Origin of the sequence: Methanospirillum hungatei JF-1 (assembly GCF_000013445.1) — an archaeon.
GTDB lineage: Archaea > Halobacteriota > Methanomicrobia > Methanomicrobiales > Methanospirillaceae > Methanospirillum > Methanospirillum hungatei.
This window is the reverse complement of record NC_007796.1, coordinates 3128057-3152003: the sequence shown is the minus strand read 5'-3', so window position 1 is coordinate 3152003 and position 23947 is coordinate 3128057. Positions and strand designations below refer to the sequence as shown.

Sequence of the window (23947 nt, the reverse complement as noted above, 5' to 3'; positions counted from 1 at the left end):
TGATCAGGCTTTCCGATCCTTGTTCTTTGGACGCAGGTGTACATACCCGCACTTTCTACAGCTGACTGCCCTGACCGGGTTACGGGCATTGCAGTGCATACAAATCTTAACATTAAGAAGCCGTGCTTCTGCCTCAGGAAAACGTGCCATATGATATCTCCGTAAATATCTGTCTTATATACAGGGTTGTATCCTCACATAAGGGTTATGTCTTACTGCTTCTCTTCAGCAAGCCATCTTCGCAATGCATGCAGTCCGATAGCCCGATGAGAGATCCGGTTCTTCTCTTCTTCTGTCATCTCTGCCAGGGTTTTTCCATCTACTTCAAAGACTGGGTCGTATCCGAATCCTCCACATCCCCGGGGAAGGACGATAGTTCCTTTGATAGCCCCGGTGAATGATCTCTGGCAATCCCCGTCATGATAGGCTATCCCTGTCTCAAATGTAGCGGAACGGTTTGCATATCCTGCCATGAGGGCCAGGATCCCGGTATTCCCGATGGTCTTCTGGACATAGGCAGCACAGGTCCCGGGAAATCCATTGAGTGCATGGATAAAGAGTCCGGTGTCGTCGGTGATGACCGGCCGCTGCAGGACCGAGTAGGCATACGCTGCTTTTCCCGCTGCAATCTCTGCCACCGATTCATACCTGAGCTCCGGAATCTCCAGGGGGACATGTTCTATCTCGGCAAGACCTGCAAGGATTCCTGCAGCTTCCCGTGCCTTGTGTTCATTGCTGGTAACAAACGTAATTCTCACAGGTATCTTCCCCGCAGTTCAATCTCATGCTCCCGGTTCAGTATCTCATCCGCCAGAGGCATCTTCTCCCGATATCCCTGGATGAACGCCTCTTTCAGAATGTCTGAATCTTTAGATGTGCTCTCAAGGACCTGGAAGAGGACATGAATATCCACACCGCGATGCTCTATATCAGATGAGGTTCCGGCAAGACCAAAATCTATAAGCCAGGTCTTGCCGTCATGTACAAGGAAATTGCAGGTTGTCAGGTCTCCATGCACAATCTGTGCTGCATGAAGTTTCCCGACCATCCGTCCGGTCTCCTCAAGGAGCTCTGGTGAGAGGCATTCTTTGAGTTTCACCCCGTCGATATGTTCCATGATAATGGTATCCTGAGTTATCTCTCTGATGATCGGAGTCCTGACCCCGGCTTTTCGTGCCTCAGCGATAAGTCGTGCTTCAGCCCTGGTTCGTTCTGCAATAAGTCGACGGTCTAGTTCGGGATGCCGGTATCGCTTTGATACCCGGATCTTGGATGCTGCTCCATCACAGAACCGGACGATGGCCTCTGCGCCCCGTGCACTATATGCATCCGGATGCCGTTCAGAACCAGAAGGTTCCTCTCTCCAGGTGACCAGGACCTGGTCTGCACGGTATGAGGGATTCACCCGTGACTCCTCAACCGGCAGAACTGATCCTGACTCAAGCATGACCCTCCCCGTATACGCGATCATGGCACCATTATCCCCGAGGTACTGGGGGTTCGGGACTGAGAACGCTGCATCACGGTCTTCGCACATACAGGAGAGCATCTCCTGCAGACGCTTGTTCATCCCGACACCTCCGACGAGGATCAGTTGTTCTTTTCCGGTCTGTGACAATGCGCGCTCTGTGACCTCTGTACACATGGCAAAGGCTGTCTCCTGGAGACTGTAACAGACATCCTCAAGGGGGGCTGATGCATCTTTTGCGGCACTCACAAGACCAGAGAAGGCAAGATCCATGCCCTTGACGGTATATGGCAGAGGGATGTATGAACCGTTTTTTGCAATCCGTTCTATTTCCGGTCCGCCAGGATGGGGAAGCCCCTTACTTCGTGCAAACTTGTCAATGGCATTCCCAATTCCGATATCAAGAGTTTCTCCAAATATCCGGTATCTGCCCTGCAGGTATCCCAACACCTGGGTATTTGCCCCGCTTGCATACAGGACGACCGGATCGTCAAATCCTGATGCAAATCTTCCAATCTCAACATGGGCTACACAATGATTGACGCCGATGAGTGGAACATCAAAGGATAGTGCAAGTGCCCGAGCCGCGGTCCCGACAATCCGAAGGCATGGACCAAGACCAGGACCCTGAGAAAAAGCCACGGCTACCGGAGTCGGATTTCCTTTCAGGACCTCTTCAATGACACTGGTAATGACGGATGCATGATGCTGGGCTGCTTCACGCGGGTGTATACCGCCCTGCACAGGTTTGTAGGGATGTGAGACCAGTTTAATCAGGTCATCATCAAAAAGAGCAGCACTGAGGTTCCAGGCTGTACCCTCGATCCCCAGTACAGGTCCGATCTTCATCAGGGTTACTTCTTGAACTCAGTGTATCCACACTTTCCACAGGTAACACGATCTTTGTGTTCACCCATGAAAACGCCCGGACCACAGCGGGGACAGTACCTGCGTTGAGGAACTGCATTCTTTCCTTCAACCTTGAAATAGGCTGACCGCTTGACTGCGGCCTTCTCTGATTTTTTTGCTTTTTTTGCTGCCATATTTCATCGTCCCCCTTAAGATGCCTCCGCAGCGTCACCGGACGGTGCATCCTGAGCATCTGCGTTGCCTTCTTCTTCTCCGGCCATACCCCGCTTTCGGATATACTCCGGTTCGATCTTCTTCAGGTATTCAGCAGAGGTGTACACCCGTGCGTCGCCTGTTATTTCAGTTAATCCGAAACGGTTGTGAAGGGATCCGATCACCAGCTGATCCTTTGGTGCGCTGAGCATTGCTGCAAGTTTCGCATGGACCATCTTGCGTGACGGGGTTGCTCCGGTAAATGTGATGCTAAACCCGATCTCTTTCCGGTTTAACAGAACATTCTCTGTTTGTGAAGTAATCGTAATCTCCATAGAGATCCGTATTAGGTTGCCTGTCAGATGTTAAATACCTCGCGCGCTGTCGGGGTGCTGACCTCTTCAAAACAGGTGAACAGCTCTTCTGCCCTTTTCTTCATTGCCGGAGTAATTGAGAGCAAAACGACTCCTTCTCCAGGCTGACCATAGAGAATGACAGTTCCCAGAGGCGCGTGCATTGCCAGCGGAACAACAGCCAGATCCTCTTCTCCTTCAACCTGAATAACCGTCCCCTGACGAGATGCTGCTATCTGTGTTGCATCAATCAGGTCTTCGGTAAGACCGCCAGCCGGATTTTTTACCAGCAGCTGATGATACTCAGGGATGTTCACTCCCGGATATGGCTGACGCATGGTATGCCCGTCTACAATGGCAACCTCTGGAGGCCGGCCAGCCCTGAGCAGATTTGCGGTGACAACATCACCAACACTAAATACGGTTTTTCCTGGTAAAAATTTGAGAACTTCCTCAAAAGAGTGAAAAAGGGTGCCAAATGGTTCTTTAAATAACTGACGGTGCCGGGCAGGAAGAATTCGCATCAACGGACCTTAAGGGCATATCTTCCGGGGAGGGTGATATTCATCCGGCGGGCTACTTCGCTATGCTCCGGATCGATGATGACCAGGTATCCGGTCCAGTCTGCGGTAAGATTGGAGGTCCCACAGATGGAGCAGGATGTCCCTTCAACAACCCGGTGACAGTCACGACAGACCATATGTTGTTTCTTCTTTGCGCTAGCCATGTTTAAACCGCACTCTTCTCTTTCTGTTCGTTCTTCATGTCTTCTTCAAGCCAGACTAGGTTCCCAAGACCAGCCTGTCGCATGGTAAGACCAATTTTGCTTTCACGAGGTTCACGTTCGTTGAGACTCAGAGTAACAACCCGTGCCCTGACAAGAGACCCGACACCAAGATGACGACCTGAATCCTGACAGATCAGCTGCGAGTTCTTCTCATCATAACTGATGTATTCATCAGATATCTGACTCACGTGAAGCATCGCATCAATCGGTCCAAGACTGACAAACGCACCAAAACTGGTGGTTTCTACAACAATCCCTTCAATAATCTCCTGAAGAGAAAGACGAAGAGCCAGACCTTCAAAGTCTACATCATAGTAGACCGCACCGTCACCGGGGACCATCTCCCCTTCTCCAATCCGGAGAACCTTGGTAACGGCGATAAAAATCCCGATCTCCTTGTCGATACTTCCTTCCAGCTGCTCCTGCAGCACATCCAGAATGACCGTTGTGAGATCCTCCCCAAGCCGGTGAGGAGGAACACGCACCTTGTCAATCAGTTCCAACCGGTAATACATTCTCTTATCTCCGAATCAACTCTAATTTCTGTTTTCCTGCAAGACTGACAACAGGGAGGCCGACATCAAGAACCTGATCACGAAGTCTCCGGTCATTGGTAACCACACCACACTGGAGATCCATCGCACTCATCAGTATCTGTTCGTCCGGAGTGCCTTGTCCTGATGATGCGATGATCTCACATTTCTGTGCGAACAGGAGTCCAAGACGTGCCGATGCTGCATGTTTCCCTTTTCCCCTTGCCAGTCCCTCAAGTTCCCTGATCACGATCTCCGGCACAATTATTCTGACCGAGCCGAGCATCCATTTCAGTTCATCAAGGAGGTCTATCTTAAATTGTGATGCCATAAGAAAGGCATTGGTGTCGATAAGGATGGTCACTCGATCAGCGTTCCCATCCCGATCAGTCGCCACCTTCCACCAACCTGCCTGCTGATAGCGATAGGTGACCCGATGCTGGCACAGACCGGACGTTTAAGAACGACTTCTGCTGCATCTTTCCGGGTATTGCTCACCAGACCGACTGTTACGGCAGTCCCGACAGAGAGCATCAAAGGCTCGCGCTGTTTGAGTGGTTCAATGGAAACCTCACTATTTGAGCCGACAACCCGCTCCATAAGTTTCACTGAGAACCACATCTTCTCCCAGACCGGCGGGAGTTTTCCGACATGACCTAGGACCTGCCCGGCAAGCATATCGCTTTTGGTAATCGCGGGGTCGAGTTTTGTCCCGATGGCAAGGAGACCTCCGGGAGTTGCAACATGGACTTTCTTCTGTCCTTTATGAATCTCTGTCACCTTGGTGATGATAGGCTCCCACTTGGTCTTGTTCTCCACCTGGTTCTGGATACCCGGCCGGATCTCAATCTCGGCACCATCCTCAATAAGACCCCTGATAAGCGAACCACCGACAACACCGCCTTTGACATCTTTCCAGCTGCATCCTGGCCGGTTCACATCAAATGAACGGGCGATGAGCATGACCGGATCAGCCTCCGGATGGCGTGATGGTTCTGGAATGACTTCGTCAAGAGCCTGAATCAGTGCCCAGATATTGATATTTTTTTGTGCTGATACCGGTATGATTGGTGCATTCTCCGCTATCGTTCCCTTGACAAAAGCCTTAATCTCCTCATAATTCCTGATTGCTTCCTTATGGGAGACCACATCGATCTTATTCTGGACGATGACAATTTTTTTAATCCCGACCAGTTCAAGAGCCATAAGGTGTTCTTTTGTCTGGGGCTGCGGGCACCGGTCAGCTGCTGAAATCACCAGCATGGCACCGTCCATCAGGGCAGAGCCTGAGAGCATGGTTGCCATCAGCGTCTCGTGTCCGGGTGCATCCACAAAAGAAACAGCACGAATAGGTTCTGTCTCACTGTCACATCTCGTGCAGACCGGGGTTGTTGTCAATCCCTCAGGTCCGCGGCATTTTCTGCAACGGTAAAAGACAGCATCTGCATATCCAAGTCTGATAGATATGCCCCGTTTCATCTCCTCACTATGTCTGTCAGTCCAGACGCCGGTGAGGGTATTTACCAGTGTGGTCTTGCCATGGTCAACATGACCGACCACACCAATATTTGTATTTGGAATCAGTTCTTCTGGCACCAGCTATTCAACCTCCTTACGTATTTCCATCGGATCATACTTATAGCCATAACCGCAGATAGCAGGAACAGGTGCGTTCCCCATCATGTTCATATACACCTGAAACCGGTGTACATCCACCTGTATTATCCTGCTCCGGCGCAGGCACCATCCAGGTTTGGTGGTTCTTCCATTGCTTCTTTCTCAACCTGACTTCTTTCCTGTTCCAGCCGTGCAAGCTGTTCATCGCGGTCAATTTCACGCTCATTCTTCTGGACAGATTCAGCAGGAATCAACTGGTCAAGCCGGTATAACAGGCCGGTTGAATCCAGTTCAGCAAAATGTCTCCCGTTCTTGTCAACCAGCCGTGTGATCGTTCCGGAGGTTCCGGTGCGAGGATACCGCACAAACACTCCGGCCTCCAGTATCTCAGGATTCATACTCTCCCTATTCCTCTGCATATATTAAATGCTCTGCCCCTCAATTACCTGTTTTTCAGTGACCTGGTATTCAGCTCCGTTTTTGGTGTTGCGGTACTTTCCTGGGATTGTAACCGCACCAACGGTTGTCTCTGTCGGATATGGGACAGTAAAGGTACCATTGATACTCTGTGTCCGATAGATAAATTCCCGCCCGGTGTTCGTCTTAACCGGTAATTCCAGCATGCCCTCACCAGGTATCTGTGCCCCTTTCACATGCTCGAAAATTTTCACATACCGTAGATCATGCATATCTGCAGGAGTAGTCCTGGTACTTGACTCAAAGATGAGCCGGTAATGACTGAGTGCTGGGACTGGCTCGACCGGATCCGTGTATCCGAAGTTGGCCAGGATGACATCGTATTGAGGATTTTCCTGTGCATTAAATGAGTTCACAAGGGCTTTTCCTGCTGAATAGTTCGTCTGCCCTCCATCAACGACAACCGGTGCATTCAGGCCCGTAGCCGAGGGTTTCATATACCGCAGGAAGTATACATTACCAGGTTCGGTATATGTCCCGTCAAAGTTATGGAGACGGGAGATCATCGTCTGGTAGTACTCATTGGTGAGCAGCGGATAGTTGACTCCCGATTTTGGATCATCCGGACTTGGGAAGATAAAGGTCCGCTGGTAGGGATAGACACCGACTTCCGGATCATCCCAGGTAGACATGGCCCAGAATTTCCCGGTATCCATCTCATAATCGGTGATGACATATTTTGTCTTCAGATTGGCAAGTATCTGATCTGCCTCACTCTCGTTCTTCGTCATAAAGAATCTGGCAGATCCATTCGGCCCGTTCACCCCGTACTGGAAGGGATTTGCATTGGGCATTCGTTTTCCAAGGAATGTTATCATGTGTCCATAATCCCACCATGACATGACCCCGTAGGCACTATCCGGATAGGTGAAATTCTTCTCATCATACATTGCAAAATAATCAACCCCGGGATCAGGGGTGTTCTTGTTCATCCATTCAGTCGCTTCTCTCCAGTCCGGGTTCAGGTTGTACGCCCCCATCATGAGATCCCGGCCCAGTGCCTGATATGAGAATAGGAGAGCCAGAATGAGAATAATCGCCAGGAATAAGTAAGATCCGGCTTTCACTGATCCTGCTGGGTGGCCGGATCTCCCTCGTGATACGTCATGGCTTTTCCCTGCTTTTTTCTTACCTGACTGATGGTCCTCATCCATTGGCGAGATTTCAGGTTTTTGTCCGAAGGGAAGCCGTATGATATCAAGAGCAAATCCTACGGCAATTCCTGCCAATATGGCAACCGGTACTGCCAGGTAGTACTCATATCTGATATGCTGACAGGTTGCGTAAAAGATCACGACCGCCCAGATGAGAGTAAACGCATGGGACGGGCAGAGTTCTTTTCTGATCCGATACAGGAGAACCGCAGCTCCTGCACCGAAGAGAAGAAGACTGTACTGGAATGTCCTCCACGCATCATCAAAGCTCCAGGGTCGTGCTTCCTGAATAGTCTTCCAGTGAATATCATCAGAACCAAAGAATGCATTGGCATTTGCCATCATGTATGCAAAAAGGTCAGGAAGGATGACTGCAAGGGCAATAATACCAAGAATAGTTACTCCGATAATGGCTCCGACATAATACCAGTAGGGCTTGTCCCGAAGCTGATAAGAAAATCCAAAGAGGAGAACATTTGCCAGAATCAGGAGAGTATAGGCTATAGGATGCCCGATGGTGTAATAATTGAGCCCTCCTTCTGAATGCACACCGATGAAGAAAAAACCGATGATTGCGACGAGGAACGTTACCGAATTAATGACCAGTGCCGATGCTCCCAGATGCCCGATATATCGCTGGATAATAAACCAGACCGGGGTGAAGATCCCGACGATAAGGGCGAACAATAACATGGTTGGCATCAGGGCAAGTCCAAGGACATAGGTGATCCCACATAAAATTCCAAGGAATATGGGAATCTTCCAAGTCTCCTTATCTTTGAGATCGACCGGATGCTTCCTGCTGTAAACGAGTGCAGTAAGATAACACAGACAAAAGAGTGTGCTAAAAAAGACTTCTCCTGCATGATGATCCAGGTACCCGTAAAAGGATCTGAAGAAGAACTGCCCTGGCACAATTGCGATGAAAAATGCCGCTGCAAGGCCGGCTTTCCAGTCAGCTACCCTGCTGACCAGGAGATAGATGACCGGGACCATGAGTGCTGCCATCACACAGGGAAGGAAGAGTGAAACAGAGATGATCTCTGTTCTGGTGGCAGCCCCGGTGATCAGACAGATAGTGGCCCCGAGAAAGGGGAAGAGCGGTCCCCAATGCATGGGCTGCCCGATGGGGAAGTAGGTCATCGGATCAAACCAGGCAACATTTGGATAGTTTGCGATAATCTGTTCAATCCTGCGCAACTGATAGGTCGGATCATCCATTCCGACAAACATCAGCACATCGGTAGTTCCTGAGTATGCAGGAAGAGTTCTGATAATAAATGAAAAAAAAGTAATGAGGAGAACAATTGCTCCTAATATGAGAGTAAAGGGTTTTAGATATCTTGAATATTCCATCTCATCACGCTCGTTCAATCGTATGAATACTACATCTGTTCTCCGGGTCCATATAGAAATTCATCTGATCCTGTACAATGTCTCTGATCTGGTACCTTACTTCGTATCCTAATTGTTTGATCTTTCTGATATCAGCAAACAAAATTGGGACATCAGATGGTCTGAACCGCTCCAAGTCAAATTCAATAGGGATTGTCTTTTCAGCTGTCCTGACAAGAATCCCACCATCCTGTGGTCCGAAATCCAGAGTGCCGTCAAGTATCATCCGGTCAACTTTTGATTTCTCAAAATATGCACCAAACAGTGCCTCATTGTCAGGCTCCAGGGGATCTTTCAGACACTTTCCGGTTCTGGTTGTGCAGATCTCCTTGACCGGCATACCACATGCCTCAATGCTGTGGAGTATGTAGCTGAGAACTGATGTGGTTCTGTTTGATCCCTGATTATAGACATCCCCGGGTTTTCCTTTCATGGCAAGGAGCTCATAACCATGCACGATGTCATCAATATGTGACCAGTCACGAAATGCATTCACATTCCCGATGGTGATTTTATCCGCCTCATTGCACCTGAAATGACTGACCTGGCTGGTTATGACCGAGGTGACGAACTGGATTCCCCTCCCGGCCCCTTCATGATTAAATGCCCGTGATACAATTCCTTTCAGGCCATAGGTGTAAAAATAATTCCTGAAGAGATAATCCCCATATACCTTGGAGACTGCATACGGAGACATGGGTCTGAGCGGGTTATTTTCATGTATCGGGAGTTCTGGGATCGTATCCGGTTCAGGGAAGATATTCCCGTATTTCTCTTTCAGTCTGGTATACTGCTCATCAGAGCTGATAACAAGCCCGTATTCTTCACTGGTTCCCGCAAAGACCAGCACCGGGTCTGCTCCTTTCATCCTGACTGCTTCAAGCAGATTGTTTGTTCCAAGTCCGTTTATCTGGGCTGTCTCAAGGGGATGGGAGAAGGATCTCGGGACAAATGACTGGGCGGCCAGATGAAAGATGTAATCAGGTTCTGCACTATCAATCGCATTTGCAATACCGGTCAGGTCTTCAAGACCTGCTTCCACGTAGGTAATTGCCCGTTCGATCTTCTTTTGTGACACATTCTTTGGTATAGTGCCATCTGACCGCCTTCGCACCATGCCATAGACCCGAGCCCCTTTATCCAGAAGATCCCGGGCAAGATATGAACCGGCAAATCCACTGACACCGGTGATCAGGACATTTTTATCATTCCAATTCATTCAGTAGTACTCCCCATGGATCCCTGGTCTTTTTCTGATGTATATTCCTCAAAGCAGGTATGCACATACATTTTAATTTGTTCCTTAAATATCTTGTAATCAAAAAGTTCTGCTCTCTTTCGTGCCTCATGTCCGAACCGGGAGGGATCAGTATCCACATTCCTGATGGCCTTCGCAATATCCGCAGCATGTGGGGCAACCAGAAAACCGGTATATCCATGTGCAACGGTCTCCTGGTACCCACCTTCACACACAGCAACCACCGCTTTTTCACAGGCCATTGCTTCAAGTGGGGTAAGTCCGTAATCCTCATCAATAGCGGTTGTGAGAAACCCTCTGCATCTGCCATACAGGGTCAGGAGTTCCTCATCGGGCACCGGGCCAAGAAAAGTGACATTTTGCGGGGCTCCATGAACAAGATGTTCAAATTCCGGATATATCTTTCCTGCGATCACAAGTTTTTTATCCGGAAGAAGGCGAAATGCCGCAATCTGAAGGTCAATCCTCTTCCATTTATCAATCCTGCTGACCGAAAGCCAGTAATCATCATATCCCAGATTCTGATATTTTTCCAGATGTATGGGCGGGTAGATGACCGTTGCAGGTTTTTGATAAGCCTTCCAGATCCTTGTTCTGACGGTATGGGAGATACCTGCAATACATCTGACATGCTTTTTGACAAACCTTCGGTCAAGGAACCGGAAAAAGCAGAGAATAATCATGAACAATTGCCGTTTCCCGACTGGCTTTGATGCCAGGGTAGGATAATACATATCATACAATGCCCGTCGCGGCGTCAGCATCATGTACGCATGTGGGATCTTCTCTGACAGAAACCGGAGAGACATATCATCGGTGGCGATATAAAAGTCATAATCCAGGCTGAGTTTTTTAAATAATCTCATTCCTGCTATCTGGCGAAGAGGCTCGTCAGGAAGTGTTTTATGAAGCGGAAAGAAACTGACCTGTTCAGCATCGGGATACATGGTGCGCAAATCATCACTTACCGACAAGCAGACGATGGTTGCATCCAATGCCCGTGCCATATCAATAAAAAACCGCTCTGCACCGCCAGGAATTTTAAAATCCATGCAGGAAAGGATTGCAATTCTCATATCTTCTCCTGAACGGGATTGACTATCTCGTTCAAATACCTCTCTGCAATCCTGTTCCATCTCATCTCTTCAGGGGGATCGTACCGATCCTGACTTTTGTGGAGTATCAGATCTTTTATTGTATCAGCAAGCCCGTCATTATCACCAGGCCTGACAAATCTGGTCCCTGCATAGGATCCAAGGCTTTCAACAAGTCCTCCCACCTGTGTCGCCAGTATGGGAAGACCGTATGCAATGCCGATATGGGCTACCCCGCTCTGGGAGGCACGGGTATAGGGAAGCACCAGGAGATCTGCGGCAGAAAAAAACACTGGAATATCCTCATCTGAAATATACCGGTTTTCAAGAATTATCCTGTCAGAGACTGGTGATTCTTTGATACGATTAAGAGACTCCTGGTCTTCCCAGGCCTCTCCGGCAATAACAAGGACGGTCTCCTCAAGAAGATAAGAAGGGAGTTTTTCAAATGCCTGAATAAGATGGGATACACCCTTGTATGGCCTGAGCAGACCGAAGAATAAAAGGACAAAGTTTCCCCCGATTCCGAGCTGTAATTTACTCTCTTCTTTACTCAGAATCGGATACTGGTCATAGAGTCCATGAGGAATTACAGTAATCCGGGATGGATCTATCCGGTATTGGGATGCAATCAGCTCCCGGTCATGCTCTGAGTGAACAATAAACCGGGAAGCGTTTCGCCGGATGATCCTGCCCATCACCTTTGCGTACATCCGGAGCGGAAGGATGGCGTACTCCAGGGGATCTACTACTTCATGAAACTCAATGATTATCCTGGCTTTCCTGCCGGAGAGCAGGAGCAGGGCAAGGAACATGTGCATGACACTGGATGTCCACCATTCAAGGATGACCACATCCGATCTCCTGATCCTCTGAGCCCCTGTTGCCCATGAAAAGGGATTATACCAGTCAAGAACTTCAGCGACATCTATTGTATCTGAAAAGCCGACTGAGCTGGTAGTGACACCCACCCGCTTCCATCCCGGAAAAAGCCGTTTTGGGAGCATATTCCGAAATAGTACTGCATGGACTGCACTTTTTTCAGACAGGGCATTACAGAGTCTGATGGTATAATAACTGATACCTGATAGAAATCTGGTCGACGGGCCAACAACAGAAATAATAGGGTGAGTGTTTTTTCTCATTCTACGGTAACACTCTTTGCAAGATTTCTGGGCATATCAATCTCTCTGCCCAGCCGGTTTGCGGTATGATACGCAAGGAGTTGTAAGAGCACAGTAGATGTTAGAACCTGGGTCCACATATGTGCTTTTGGAAGCGGGATTACCACATCTGCAATATCGCTGACATCCCCGTCGTCTTCATTTCCAAATGCAACAATGGGAGTCCCCCTGGCCTTCATCTCTTTCATATTCCCAAGCATGACTTCGTATGCAGGACCGGGGGTGCATATGGCGATTACCGGAGTATCGGGGGATAAGAGAGCGAACGGGCCGTGTTTGAGTTCTCCGGCAGCATACGCCTCGGCATGGATATAGGAAATTTCCTTCATCTTCAGTGCCCCTTCCATCATGACCGGATAAAATACCCCCCGTCCTACATAAAAGAGATGCTGCGCCTTACTGCAGAGATCTACTGCCTCAGTCAGATCGGTCAGGAGAACCTGCTCAAGTGCATACCTGGCATGGTCAAGAATATCATGACATCGTCCCCCGGAGAGGATATTCACAATCTGCATAAGAACTCCTACCTGGGCGATGAATGATTTTGATGCAGCAACACTGATCTCAGGGCCGGCATGCATCAGAATAGTGTCATGAGCACTCCGGGTGATAGAACTATTCAGAACGTTGGTTATCGCAACAGTTTTCACATTATTGCAGATTCCTTTTCGAATTGCTGAAAGTGTATCTGCGGTTTCACCACTCTGTGATATACCGATGATCACATCACTGAACGGGACCGGGGTATACTTATATTCAGAACCCAGCTCCAGCCTGACCGGGATGCCGCATACCGGTTCAATGAGGTACCGGAATATCATCCCGGCATGATACGAGCTCCCGCATGCCACAACAGTAATAGAGGATGCCTGACGTAGGGAAGATGGCAGTGTCTCTTCAGAAACGGCGTGAACCGCCCGGTGGATGGCATCCGGCTGTTCAAAGATCTCCTTGAGCATGTAGTGGGCAAACCCGCCTTTCTGCACCGTGTCTGGAGTCCAGGTGATCTCTTTGATCTCACGTTCTGCAGGACTATCCCCAAAGTAAACCGAATATGAATCTGGTTTGAGTTCTGCAATATCACCATCATCAAGGTAAATGATCCTTGAGGTATACTCAAGAAGCGGTGTGATATCCGATGCAGCAAATATCTCACCATCCCCAATACCAAGAACCAGGGGGCTCTGGTTTCGTGCAGCTATAAGCCGGTCTTCACCTGCTGATATAATCAGTAATGCATAGGATCCGGTCAGGAGTGGGAGGGTTATTCTGACCGCTTCAAGCAGATCACCTGCATATGCCTCCTCAATCAGGTGTGCAATCACTTCGGTATCGGTCTCTGAGCGGAAGGTATGCCCTCTTCCAATAAGCTCACGTTTCAAATGTGCATAATTCTCAATTATTCCGTTATGAACAACCGCAATCTTATCGGTACAGTCCTGGTGTGGATGTGCATTGACATCTGAAGGAATACCATGAGTTGCCCATCTGGTATGACCAATTCCGATAGTTCCCTGCAACATGCCCTGTGAATCAGGAAGGTCAGAGACTTTTCCGGCCTTTTTGTGGACACATACCTCAGATGCAAGGGTTGCTATCCCATAAGAGTCATATCCCCGATACTCCAGCCTTCGAAGACCCTGGAGCAGGATTGGGGCAGCACGCCGATAACCGGCATATCCGACAATGCCACACATCCTATATCACCCGGGTTTTATCCGGAATCCGGGTACAGGAGAATCTGAGATCTGTTCGTCCCTCAATGGTCACCTCATTGCCGACGATAGTATTCTCAAACATGACTGAGGGTTTGCAAAAGACACCATTCCCCATGATGACTCCGCATCCAGCACGGATCGCAGAGTCTTCTGATGGAATAAACCCCCTGGCATATATGGCAGATGTATACTCTCCAAGAGTGCATCCCTCTCCGATGACCGATCCTGAAATGCTGCTATGAGATGCGATAACCACATCATCCATGAGGATAGATCTCCGAATGACAGTGAATGGTTCGATCTTCACCCGGGATCCGATACTGGTCCCCGGTTCAATGACAACATGCGGTCCGATGGTGCAGTCCTCTCCGATGATTACCGGTCCGGTTATCACGGTTCCAGGACCAATTTTGGTTCCGGATCCAATGGAGACCTTTCCCTGCATGTTGACTGATGAGCTGATAATTCCCGATTTTTCCTGATATATAAAAGGTAGGAGACGATCATTCATGACAAGGAGGTCCCAGGGGTAGATGGCATCCTGCCAGGAATGAGCTTTTACTGCAGCAATCCTGGTATCCCGTCTGATTTCTTCATCGATTGCCTCACTGAGACTTTGAGTGGTTATTCTGGCGAGGAGCTCAGATCCCAGATGGTATACTCCGCAACTGACCGTCATCCTACTTGCAAGAACCGGTTTTTCTGTGATACTGGAAACCGCATCATCCTCAATGGTGACAACCCCGAAGTTTGATGGCTGACGGTGTGTAGTGTATAACAGGGAGTTTTTTATCCTGGCGATATCCCTGATGGAGTCAGGATCGATGTAATTGTCTCCGGGGAGAACAAGAACGTCTCCAGCGATCCGGTCACGTGCACAGAGGAGTGCATGGGCTGTGCCAAGTTGCTCGGTCTGCCGTACGATCATGATCGGCACACTCAGATGTGCCAGATGCCGCATTACCTGCTCTTTCCGATATCCGACTACGACGATAATATCCCGTATCCCTGCTTCCAGAAGTGACAGGATTGTATGCTCAATAATTGGCTTATTGGCGACCGGGATAAGAGCTTTTGGTTTGTTCTGCGTGAGCGGGCGGAGTCGCACCCCTTCCCCGGCTGCCAGGATGACTGCCTGCAGGCTCATCGGCGAATCACCGTATGATCTTCAAGTTTCCCTTCAACCAGGGAATGCGGGCCTATTCTACAGTGGTTACCGATGATCGAACCGACATTAACCGAACAGTTTATGCCAAACAGGACATCATCGCCGATAACCGCACCGAATTTTCGTCTTCTGGTATCTGTCCCCCCGATGATGATAGTCCCTTTATCATGGCGGAGATTTGCAATTTTTGTCCCTGCTCCAAGGTTACAGCCGCTTCCGATAACACTGTCTCCGACATAGGAGAAATGGGGGACATTTGTTTTGTCCATGATGATTGAGTTTTTTATTTCTGAACTATGCCCGATATGACAGGCGTTCCCGATTGCTGTTCCAGGCCTGATATAGGCATGCGGGCCGATCTTACAGTCAGCACCGATGATACATGGGCCTTCAAGGTATGAGCCTGACATGATCACGGTTCCCGATCCTATCTGAACATCTCCCTTGATGATGACACCTTCTTCAATAACTCCCTGATGTTCCGGAATGATCTCTCTCATCATCTCTTCATGAACCCCCAGGAGATCCCAGGGTGATCCCATATCTGCCCAGAAGCTAAGGCGAACCCCACGGAGAGTTTTATTCTGGATATACGTCATAAGAGCATCGGTCAGTTCCAGTTCTCCCCTGGGTGAGGGCCTGATGGTTTCAAGTTCTTCAAAAATCCCAGGTTCGAACAGATACATACCGGCATTAATAAGGTCGCTTTTCGGGTGAAGGGACTTCTCCTCGAGACCGGTGATGATATCCCCGTCCATAGTAACCACTCCATAATCCTGTGGATGATTGGAGGTGAACACCCCCATAGCCGGGGCCGGGGTTTTCAACATGGCTTTGATATCATCTGAGTGCAGGACCATATCGCCATTTAACAGGAGAAATTGCGAATGGACATGGGGCCTGACGGTCATCAGGGCATCGCCGGTTCCCTGTTGCCGTTTCTGGGTCACGTACCTGATTGAGATTCCTTTGGATGTTCCATCACCAAAAAAATTCCTGACTGATGCTTCACCATACCCGACGACAAAGATAAAATCGGTAATCCCAGCATCCATCACTGCATTCAGCAGGTGTTCAAGCATTGGTCTGCCGGCAAGCGGGAGCATAACCTTTGGCCTGGAACCGGTGAGCGGCCTCATCCGTTTGCCTTCACCGGCTGCGAGGATAACACAGACGGTCACTGCTTGACCTCTTTTCGTATGATCCTGACCATATCCTCACCTTTCACGAGGAGTCCTTTCGCGATATCCAAACTTTTTCCTTCAGCAGTAAACCGGATCTTCGGTTCAGTTCCGCTCGCCCTGATAAGACACCATCCGTCCTCTTCCTCGATACGTATGCCATCGGTTGGATTTACTGCACCGAGAGCATAGAGTAGGTCATGAGCATTCTCTAGTTCAAGGGAAGTCCGAAGTATCGGATACGTTGGTATTGATGCAATCTCAGAAGGGAGATCCCATTCCCCTGCCATCTCACAGAAGAGTGCCGCCGCATACGGTCCGTCGGGACACCGGGAGATCTGTGGGAATATCCATGCTCCTGAAGGCTCACCACCAAAGTCACCCCATCGGACCAGTTGTTCGGATACGAATGCATCTCCCACCGGAGTCCGTCTGACCTCTGCTACCTCTTCGATTGCCATGGATGCATCATAGGTAGTAACGACTTGCTTTGCTCCGAGGTATTTTGCAAAAAGAATGAGTAAGGTGTCTCCGGGAATAAAATTCCCATTATTATCAAAAGCCATCATCCGGTCAGCATCCCCGTCATGAATGACTGCACATGCAGAACCGGATTTTTTTATGAGTGACGGGATATAGGGCAGATGTTCAGGCAGAGGCTCTGAAGGGCGTGAAAAATTCCCTGCAACATTCGCATTCACCGCGAGGGTACGGGCCCCCATCCTGCTCAGCATGCGGGGAGTGATGACCGATCCTGCTCCGTTCCCACAATCCACTAGGACTTTGAGTCCCTCCTTGATCTGAATTTTACTGGCAATAGCAGTACTATGCTCTTCTGCCGGATAGGAGGGAATGGAGATTCCCTGATGTTTCCAGTCGCCCCAGGGAATATCCACAAGAGTCTCTTCTATCTCCTTTTGCTGGATGGCCGAGAATGAAGAGCCGTCCGGATTGAACAACTTCAAGCCGTTGTAGGGTTCCGGGTTATGGGATGCCGTAACCATGCAGGCCGCATCGGTGTTTCTGCCACCATACGCTACAGATGGTGTCGGAGCGATACCTCCATCATATATCCTGGCCCCTGCTGCAAGAGCGCCTGCACGGAATGCTGCAGATATGAGCGGCCCGGTTGTCCGTGTGTCCCGCCCGATTACTACCCGGCTGGCTTTTGCCCCAACCGCCTTTCCTACCTGCAATGCAAGACCGATGAGGGTATCATCATATCTCCGGCGGATCCCGGAAGAACCGAACAGCATACCAGATTGGTTCAATCTTCAGATGTTTGAAGGTTCCCTCTTCCGAACGGGCAGAAATGTTCACAATGAAGAAGTTGTGCAGTTCCAACCGTTGATGGTCCGAGGTAGAGCACTTTTTCTTTGGAAAGTTCTGAGAGGATACCCGCGTCATCCCCGATCAACCCGTCGCCGGTTACCAGAACCACGTCTGCATCTTCAGGACGGTTTACGAGGAGATTTCCTGCAAGTTTTCGTGCATCCGGCATATTTCCATAACAATAGATTCGTTTATTCAGGATTTTTGTGGCGAGTTCTGCTCTGCATTCGGAATGCTCTTCCTGCCTGCAGGCGTGCAGTTTCCTGGTGGTGCACAAAAATCCGGTCACTGCATTCAGGATACCCGCAGCTGCGGCACGCTGCGATGCCTTTTTCAGAGGTGCATTACTCATAAAGGAAGCCTTTGTAGTTGCTTTAATTATCTCGTTAGCAACAAAAACTGCTGATCGCCCTCCAAATATCACCTGAATCGGTACTCCTTTTTCATAGGCGCATTTGGGGAGATCGTAATCCGGTGTCAGTAGGACCGGACTTTCTGCAATACCACACTCTTCCATCATAGGCACTAATGCCTGAACTGCACTGTTTATTGGATGCATTGGTGTTACCATTCTTTTTTCCATCCATACATACCGATGAGGGGTACAAATCGCACCGCTCCGAACCGCTCTGTATGGTATTCATCTTTGTTTCTGGTCACTCTGGTCAGCTCCTGAATATCCCGATCCCCGACCGGGGCTACAAGTCTCCCGCCATCTGCCAGTTCTTCAAGCAGAGGCTCTGGGAGAGCGGGTGTGGCTGCGGTGATAAGAATGCCGTTGTAGGGGGCCTTCTCCGCATATCCCTGAGTTCCATCCTGGCAGAGCACCAGAACATTCCTGATACCTGCTCGTGTAAGATTTCTCTTAGCAAGGTCGGCAACTGCCGGGATTCTCTCAATTGAGATGACCGATGCTCCACAGGCAACCAGGATCGCAGCCTGATACCCAGAACCGGTTCCGATCTCGAGAATAAGGTCACCTTTCTCCGGTGACAATAGCTCGGTCATGACCGCAACGATATATGGTTGTGATATTGTCTGGTCATTTCCGATTGGCAGGGGATAATCCTGATATGCCTCACGGGCATATGGTTCGGGGACAAACAGATGCCGGGGGACGGAACGCATGGCTTGTAGTACCCGGGGGTTTTTCACACCCCGCGCTTCTATCTGCCATCGTACCATCTCCTCCCGTTCTGTTAGCCTGCTTTCCATCTAAAATCCTGATTTCTCTGCAGCGTCTATGGCGGCATCTATCTGATCCTGAAGCACGTCAGGCAGACCTTCTACTTTGACATCCAGGAACCCCCGAATGATGGTTGCGGTTGCAGTCTCCTCATCAAGACCTCTGGCCATTAGATATTCGATCTCGTCCCGGGCGATCTTTCCGACCGCTGCTTCGTGCGAGAGTTCGGTATCCACGACATCTCCCTTTATTTCCGGTATTGCGTGGATGGTTCCGTCTCGTAATATAAGCCCCTTACATTCGATATGGCCTTTCGTTCCTTTCACTTTCCCGTCAATTCTGCCCCGTGACAGTATGGTGCCTCCGGTGGTGATAGCCCGGGTGATAAGTTCTGCACTTGTCCCTTTTGCCCCAAGCACGGCGGTTGATCCCAGGTCCATAAAGGATCCGGGCGTGCAGACAACAACACTGGAAAACCTTCCGATTGCTCCTTCTCCTTTCAGGGTACAGAGGGGAGCCATCTGGATCTTTCTGACCGGTTCCATACACACATAATTTGATAGAAATACGCCGTTCTCCTCAACAATAGCTGCTGACCGTGGATATACTGCAATATTTTTCCCCCAATTATGAATCATGGTGGATGTGACCTTGGCACCCTTCCCGACATAGATCTCAGTAACCCCAAGGTGCGCTCCGCTTTTTCGCCCTGATGAACTGGTACATCCGGAGATGATGTGAAGCTCTGAATCTTCCTCTGCGATGACGATATTATGAACATGCTGGATGGCGGAATCTGACAGGAACAGGCAGGCCTGCAAGGGATAGATACTTTTTGTCCCCTTTTTTGCAATTATTACAAATCCTTTCGGATCAGGTCGTGATGCGACATACCTCGTGTATTTATCCTTGTCTTTTGATACTGCCTTCCAGATATAATCAGACACCCATGGGTATTTTTCCAGGGCCATGGTGAATGTCAGGAACTCAATTCCTTCACAGTCCGATGTGACATGACAGACATCCTGGTCTTTCTGGAAAAAACTTCCTGACCTGTTCTTCATCTCGACTTCAAGACCGGTAAGAGCAAGTCGTTTCTGATCCTCAAGAGAGAGATCCGTCATCTGAATATTGTGCATGATTCTGCCCTTCTTCTCATACGTTATACGTAGATCCTCATTATCACTCTTATTTTTGTTCCATACCAGCCTGATCTTTTACAAGGACTCAAGAAGTGATGGGAGCATCTCTATTGATTTCATCTCCATATCTGGTGTTACACATGAATTCCTGATCTCATCATGACGGCACTTGCCGGTGAGGGTTATTGCCCCAAGGAGTCCGGCATCCTGCGCCCCCTTCACATCGGTCATGATATCGTCCCCTATCATGAGAACTTGCTTTTTCTGCACGTTCCAGTCCTTCATGGCCGCGAGAAAAAAGTGCGGGGAGGGTTTTCCCATGACAACTGCGGTGCATCTGGTACTAAACTCAAGAGCGGTGACAAACGGCCCGGCACTCAAGGAAAGCCCGTCAACATCCTTCCAGTACCGGTCTTTTTCCAGAGCAATGAGTTCACCTCCCTGCATGAGCGATCGGAATGCTGCGTTCATCGATGCATAGGTGAACCGGTCACCGGCATCCCCTACCACAACAGTTGATGCGTCTCCATTGTGGACAATCCCTGCTTCCTGAAAATCTTCCCCCAGATCATCAGTAACCAGGAGATTGCAGATCCTGATGTTGCGATCATGGAGGTACTGGATAGCAGCAATGGCCGGAGTATAAATTTCATCAATGGATACCCTTACTCCCAGGCGCTCAAGTTTTTTCAGAACATTTTTTCTGGACTTCCTGGTTCCGTTTGAGATGTATCGGTAGGGAATATTGTTCTCCTGAAGAAATCTGATTGCGGTCTCTGCTCCGGGTATGGGCTCATTGCCTGTCATCAAAGTGCCGTCGATATCCAGCAGAACTCCGTGTATCTGCATAGGTGAATATTTGGATCTGATGGTGAGAAGTGTTGTGTCAGGGTGATTTGACAAATATTAAATACAACTATGCTCAACGTTATAGAGCATCTGCATCGATGGTCTAGAGGTATGACTTTGGCCTTCCAAGCCAATAGCTCGGGTTCGAATCCCGATCGGTGCATAATCTTTTCTCTTGTGTTTTGCCGGAAATTAGTTTTTTATTGAGGCTGTTGCATAATTCCATACCACGAATACGTTGAGGTAAAAATCAAAAATACTTCTCAAGAATCGTGCTTTCAATCGAGTGGGAATTGTGTTCTTGAGCAAACCGCAATTTTATTATGCAACTGCCTCTAAATAGAAAAAAATAAAGAGTTTATTCTTCAGGATTGGATAATGCATTAAATATTGGTTTTACTTTTTCTAATTCTGTCAATGTCTTTTTTGATTTTAGTAAATTTTGATCTAATTTTTTCGATTTATTCTCCAATTCTTGTTTAGAATTTTTAAATTCTTTTTCAGAAATTATAGATTTTGCAAAATCATCAGATAATTTGACAATATTTCTGGATATTTCACTTTTTTCAAATCCAACCCGTTTTACTATCGATTCGGATTCAAAATGTAATTTCTCAAACTCTTCTTTATACTTGCGTACTTGATCAAGTAAATACAACCGTTTTTTTTCATAATCATCTTTTAATGATTCGTATGTTTCTTGTTCAATTTCTCCATCGGTATAACGAGCATTTAATTGATTCAAGTAATGTTCGGTTTCATCAAATTCTTTTTGTATTTTCAGAGTTTTATTTACCAAAGAAATGTTTCCATTTGATGTATTAGTTTGACCTAAAGCTTTGTCTAACTCTTTACCAATATTATCTAAAAACCCCATTTTGATACCTCAAATAATTAAATTTAGTCAAATCCTTATAATCGAATCATAAAGCGATGACTATAAATTGTTTATTGTCGTACCAATTATTTGTATCTATAATATATCTATTATGTGGATACTTGAATGACTATTAGGATTTTATGTGAGTAACATGGAAGAAAAAAGCCCCATAGTAGCAGGAATTTTAAGTTTGTTTATTCCGGGTTTAGGACAAATTTATAATGGTCAAGTTGGGAAAGGATTTTTATGCATTGTGTTAACGGTAATTTTATTTATTTTAATTTTCCTATTAATTGGGATTCTTTTATATCCAATTTGGATTCTTTTGTGTGCATATGATGCTTATAAGACAGCCCAAATAATTAATGAAGGTGATGAACCTCCGTTTATTCCATTCTAATTTTTTTACTTCATCATTTTCTATCCCAACTAATATACTCGCAGAGAAAAAATTCTAGGATTCAGAATTTTTTTAACAATCAATAGAAAATTTGTTAATTATGTCTAATTTCTTAATTCCAACTATTATTGAATAAATAGATTTAGAGAATTGGGCAAAAAATCTTGAATATTCTTAAAAATTGGTAAAATTTTGATAATTACCTAAATATCAAAATATCTTGAAGTTTGTTCTTCTCTCATTGTATTAATATACCTACCTTCATAACAATTCAACATATCGTCCCATTTGTTTCGATTTTTCCCAGAGAGATCATAGGTAAAGCCTTGCATGGTATCACTAATTTTTCATTTCTTGAAGTGAAAATGAACTTTATCCCGATCTTGGATTGTCCAAAAATCGTATTTGTTCTATTTCATTTATTATGTTCTTGCATATTTTAATTCAAAGATCATAAAGAATTTAATCCCGTTATCTCTTTTCAAAAAGGAATTGTTTGTGATAATTTTCATGGGAAAATAAAATTCAACGAAAATCAATTTATTCGCTATCAATAGAAATATTTTCTGGCTCGAGTAATATTACAGCGGTTTTTTTGCCAATCCACTTTGTCGGCACATAAATACGTCCTGAATTAGCTCCTTTCTTGACAGATTTCTCTATATAATTATATCCAGAAATCTCATACTTTTTGATAGCCATTTAATATTGAACTATTATCTTGCAATTAATAGTCTAATATGTAAAAAAAAAGAGATTATCTCCTTTTTGTAGATATTAAAGCTCCACCGATAACAAAATAACGCATATGAAATTTAGGAGTCGATGATATTATGAGTTCAGTGGTATCAATAAAGTATACAAAAAAACCAGATATTTATCATGGTGATTATGAGGCTGTTGCATAATTCCATACCACGAATACGTTGAGGTAAAAATCAAAAATACTTCTCAAGAATCGTGCTTTCAATCGAGTGGGAATTGTGTTCTTGAGCAAACCGCAATTTTATTATGCAACTGCCTCTAAATAGAAAAAAATAAAGAGTTTATTCTTCAGGATTGGATAATGCATTAAATATTGGTTTTACTTTTTCTAATTCTGTCAATGTCTTTTTTGATTTTAGTAAATTTTGATCTAATTTTTTCGATTTATTCTCCAATTCTTGTTTAGAATTTTTAAATTCTTTTTCAGAAATTATAGATTTTGCAAAATCATCAGATAATTTGACAATATTTCTGGATATTTCACTTTTTTCAAATCCAACCCGTTTTACTATCGATTCGGATTCAAAATGTAATTTCTCAAACTCTTCTTTATACTTGCGTACTTGATCAAGTAAATACAACCGTTTTTTTTCATAATCATCTTTTAATGATTCGTATGTTTCTTGTTCAATTTCTCCATCGGTATAACGAGCATTTAATTGATTCAAGTAATGTTCGGTTTCATCAAATTCTTTTTGTATTTTCAGAGTTTTATTTACCAAAGAAATGTTTCCATTTGATGTATTAGTTTGACCTAAAGCTTTGTCTAACTCTTTACCAATATTATCTAAAAACCCCATTTTGATACCTCAAATAATTAAATTTAGTCAAATCCTTATAATCGAATCATAAAGCGATGACTATAAATTGTTTATTGTCGTACCAATTATTTGTATCTATAATATATCTATTATGTGGATACTTGAATGACTATTAGGATTTTA

27 protein-coding genes and 1 tRNA gene are annotated in these 23947 nt (G+C 46.7%); 2 read left to right on the top strand and 26 right to left on the bottom strand.

Features of this window, described 5'->3' with window-relative positions; genetic code table 11:
- Window positions 1–3: 3 nt before the first annotated feature.
- The 23 genes from MHUN_RS15005 to MHUN_RS14895 all read right to left on the bottom strand — a co-directional run bounded on the left by MHUN_RS15005 (window position 4) and on the right by MHUN_RS14895 (window position 20958).
- Window positions 4–150: a 50S ribosomal protein L40e gene (locus tag MHUN_RS15005; protein ID WP_011449815.1), complete on the bottom strand. Its 147-nt coding sequence runs from the start codon at window positions 148–150 to the stop codon at window positions 4–6.
- 62 nt (window positions 151–212) lie between these two features.
- Window positions 213–758, bottom strand: a complete 546-nt coding sequence (gene rdgB / locus MHUN_RS15000) for an RdgB/HAM1 family non-canonical purine NTP pyrophosphatase (protein WP_011449814.1) — start codon at window positions 756–758, stop codon at window positions 213–215.
- Window positions 755–2317 carry a bifunctional N(6)-L-threonylcarbamoyladenine synthase/serine/threonine protein kinase gene (locus MHUN_RS14995; protein ID WP_011449813.1) on the bottom strand — a complete coding sequence of 521 codons (1563 nt, stop codon included), beginning with the start codon at window positions 2315–2317 and terminating at the stop codon, window positions 755–757. The genes rdgB and MHUN_RS14995 overlap by 4 nt, the downstream gene beginning before the upstream one ends.
- A 5-nt stretch (window positions 2318–2322) precedes the next feature.
- Complete coding sequence (locus tag MHUN_RS14990; RefSeq protein ID WP_011449812.1) at window positions 2323–2511, bottom strand: 30S ribosomal protein S27ae; 189 nt, start codon at window positions 2509–2511, stop codon at window positions 2323–2325.
- Window positions 2512–2526: 15 nt separating this feature from the next.
- Entirely contained in the window at window positions 2527–2865 is a 339-nt protein-coding gene (locus tag MHUN_RS14985) for a 30S ribosomal protein S24e (protein WP_011449811.1), read from the bottom strand.
- 23 nt (window positions 2866–2888) lie between these two features.
- Window positions 2889–3407 carry a GTP-dependent dephospho-CoA kinase family protein gene (locus tag MHUN_RS14980; protein ID WP_011449810.1) on the bottom strand — a complete coding sequence of 173 codons (519 nt, stop codon included), beginning with the start codon at window positions 3405–3407 and terminating at the stop codon, window positions 2889–2891.
- On the bottom strand, window positions 3407–3610 hold the full coding sequence (gene spt4, locus MHUN_RS14975) for a transcription elongation factor subunit Spt4 (protein ID WP_011449809.1): 204 nt from the start codon (window positions 3608–3610) through the stop codon (window positions 3407–3409). Before spt4 ends, MHUN_RS14980 begins: the two co-directional genes overlap by 1 nt.
- A 2-nt stretch (window positions 3611–3612) precedes the next feature.
- Window positions 3613–4185 carry a DNA-directed RNA polymerase gene (locus MHUN_RS14970; protein WP_011449808.1) on the bottom strand — a complete coding sequence of 191 codons (573 nt, stop codon included), beginning with the start codon at window positions 4183–4185 and terminating at the stop codon, window positions 3613–3615.
- Between the two features lie 4 nt (window positions 4186–4189).
- The gene (locus tag MHUN_RS14965; RefSeq protein ID WP_143709535.1) at window positions 4190–4600 is read right to left on the bottom strand and encodes a PIN domain-containing protein; all 411 of its coding nucleotides are present in this window, start codon (window positions 4598–4600) and stop codon (window positions 4190–4192) included.
- Window positions 4564–5799: a translation initiation factor IF-2 subunit gamma gene (gene eif2g / locus MHUN_RS14960; RefSeq protein WP_011449806.1), complete on the bottom strand. Its 1236-nt coding sequence runs from the start codon at window positions 5797–5799 to the stop codon at window positions 4564–4566. Before eif2g ends, MHUN_RS14965 begins: the two co-directional genes overlap by 37 nt.
- A 125-nt stretch (window positions 5800–5924) precedes the next feature.
- Entirely contained in the window at window positions 5925–6218 is a 294-nt protein-coding gene (locus tag MHUN_RS14955; protein WP_011449805.1) for a DUF2098 domain-containing protein, read from the bottom strand.
- 24 nt (window positions 6219–6242) lie between these two features.
- Entirely contained in the window at window positions 6243–8807 is a 2565-nt protein-coding gene (locus MHUN_RS14950) for an oligosaccharyl transferase, archaeosortase A system-associated (RefSeq protein ID WP_011449804.1), read from the bottom strand.
- 4 nt (window positions 8808–8811) lie between these two features.
- On the bottom strand, window positions 8812–10065 hold the full coding sequence (locus MHUN_RS14945) for a GDP-mannose 4,6-dehydratase (protein WP_011449803.1): 1254 nt from the start codon (window positions 10063–10065) through the stop codon (window positions 8812–8814).
- On the bottom strand, window positions 10062–11180 hold the full coding sequence (locus MHUN_RS14940) for a glycosyltransferase (RefSeq protein ID WP_011449802.1): 1119 nt from the start codon (window positions 11178–11180) through the stop codon (window positions 10062–10064). The genes MHUN_RS14945 and MHUN_RS14940 overlap by 4 nt, the downstream gene beginning before the upstream one ends.
- Window positions 11177–12343 (bottom strand): glycosyltransferase, encoded by a 1167-nt coding sequence (locus MHUN_RS14935; RefSeq protein WP_011449801.1) that lies wholly within the window; start codon window positions 12341–12343, stop codon window positions 11177–11179. The genes MHUN_RS14940 and MHUN_RS14935 overlap by 4 nt, the downstream gene beginning before the upstream one ends.
- Window positions 12340–14079, bottom strand: a complete 1740-nt coding sequence (gene glmS / locus MHUN_RS14930) for a glutamine--fructose-6-phosphate transaminase (isomerizing) (protein WP_011449800.1) — start codon at window positions 14077–14079, stop codon at window positions 12340–12342. Before glmS ends, MHUN_RS14935 begins: the two co-directional genes overlap by 4 nt.
- A 1-nt stretch (window position 14080) precedes the next feature.
- A complete protein-coding gene (locus MHUN_RS14925; protein WP_011449799.1) occupies window positions 14081–15247 on the bottom strand; it encodes a sugar phosphate nucleotidyltransferase in 1167 nt (388 codons plus the stop codon).
- Window positions 15244–16449: a bifunctional sugar-1-phosphate nucleotidylyltransferase/acetyltransferase gene (gene glmU / locus MHUN_RS14920; RefSeq protein ID WP_011449798.1), complete on the bottom strand. Its 1206-nt coding sequence runs from the start codon at window positions 16447–16449 to the stop codon at window positions 15244–15246. The genes MHUN_RS14925 and glmU overlap by 4 nt, the downstream gene beginning before the upstream one ends.
- Window positions 16446–17705 (bottom strand): phosphopentomutase/phosphoglucosamine mutase, encoded by a 1260-nt coding sequence (locus MHUN_RS14915; protein WP_011449797.1) that lies wholly within the window; start codon window positions 17703–17705, stop codon window positions 16446–16448. The genes glmU and MHUN_RS14915 overlap by 4 nt, the downstream gene beginning before the upstream one ends.
- Window positions 17706–17716: 11 nt before the next feature.
- Window positions 17717–18352, bottom strand: a complete 636-nt coding sequence (locus MHUN_RS14910; RefSeq protein ID WP_143709533.1) for a hypothetical protein — start codon at window positions 18350–18352, stop codon at window positions 17717–17719.
- Window positions 18346–18996, bottom strand: a complete 651-nt coding sequence (locus MHUN_RS14905; protein ID WP_011449795.1) for a protein-L-isoaspartate(D-aspartate) O-methyltransferase — start codon at window positions 18994–18996, stop codon at window positions 18346–18348. The genes MHUN_RS14910 and MHUN_RS14905 overlap by 7 nt, the downstream gene beginning before the upstream one ends.
- Window positions 18997–20106: a SufB/SufD family protein gene (locus MHUN_RS14900; protein ID WP_011449794.1), complete on the bottom strand. Its 1110-nt coding sequence runs from the start codon at window positions 20104–20106 to the stop codon at window positions 18997–18999.
- A gap of 78 nt (window positions 20107–20184) precedes the next feature.
- Complete coding sequence (locus tag MHUN_RS14895) at window positions 20185–20958, bottom strand: TIGR01458 family HAD-type hydrolase (protein WP_011449793.1); 774 nt, start codon at window positions 20956–20958, stop codon at window positions 20185–20187.
- A gap of 92 nt (window positions 20959–21050) precedes the next feature.
- Between MHUN_RS14895 and MHUN_RS14890 the strand changes: the two genes are divergently transcribed.
- Window positions 21051–21121, top strand: a tRNA-Gly gene (locus MHUN_RS14890).
- A 195-nt stretch (window positions 21122–21316) separates the two neighbouring features.
- Here the strand turns inward: MHUN_RS14890 and MHUN_RS14885 are convergent.
- A complete protein-coding gene (locus MHUN_RS14885; protein WP_011449792.1) occupies window positions 21317–21835 on the bottom strand; it encodes a hypothetical protein in 519 nt (172 codons plus the stop codon).
- A 154-nt stretch (window positions 21836–21989) separates the two neighbouring features.
- On the opposite strand from MHUN_RS14885, the gene MHUN_RS14880 reads away from it, so the two are divergent.
- The gene (locus tag MHUN_RS14880) at window positions 21990–22238 is read left to right on the top strand and encodes a hypothetical protein (protein ID WP_048067600.1); all 249 of its coding nucleotides are present in this window, start codon (window positions 21990–21992) and stop codon (window positions 22236–22238) included.
- A gap of 540 nt (window positions 22239–22778) precedes the next feature.
- Here the strand turns inward: MHUN_RS14880 and MHUN_RS20110 are convergent.
- The gene (locus tag MHUN_RS20110; RefSeq protein ID WP_143709531.1) at window positions 22779–22940 is read right to left on the bottom strand and encodes a DUF2080 family transposase-associated protein; all 162 of its coding nucleotides are present in this window, start codon (window positions 22938–22940) and stop codon (window positions 22779–22781) included.
- 344 nt (window positions 22941–23284) lie between these two features.
- Window positions 23285–23803 carry a hypothetical protein gene (locus MHUN_RS14875; RefSeq protein WP_011449792.1) on the bottom strand — a complete coding sequence of 173 codons (519 nt, stop codon included), beginning with the start codon at window positions 23801–23803 and terminating at the stop codon, window positions 23285–23287.
- Window positions 23804–23947: the final 144 nt, after the last annotated feature.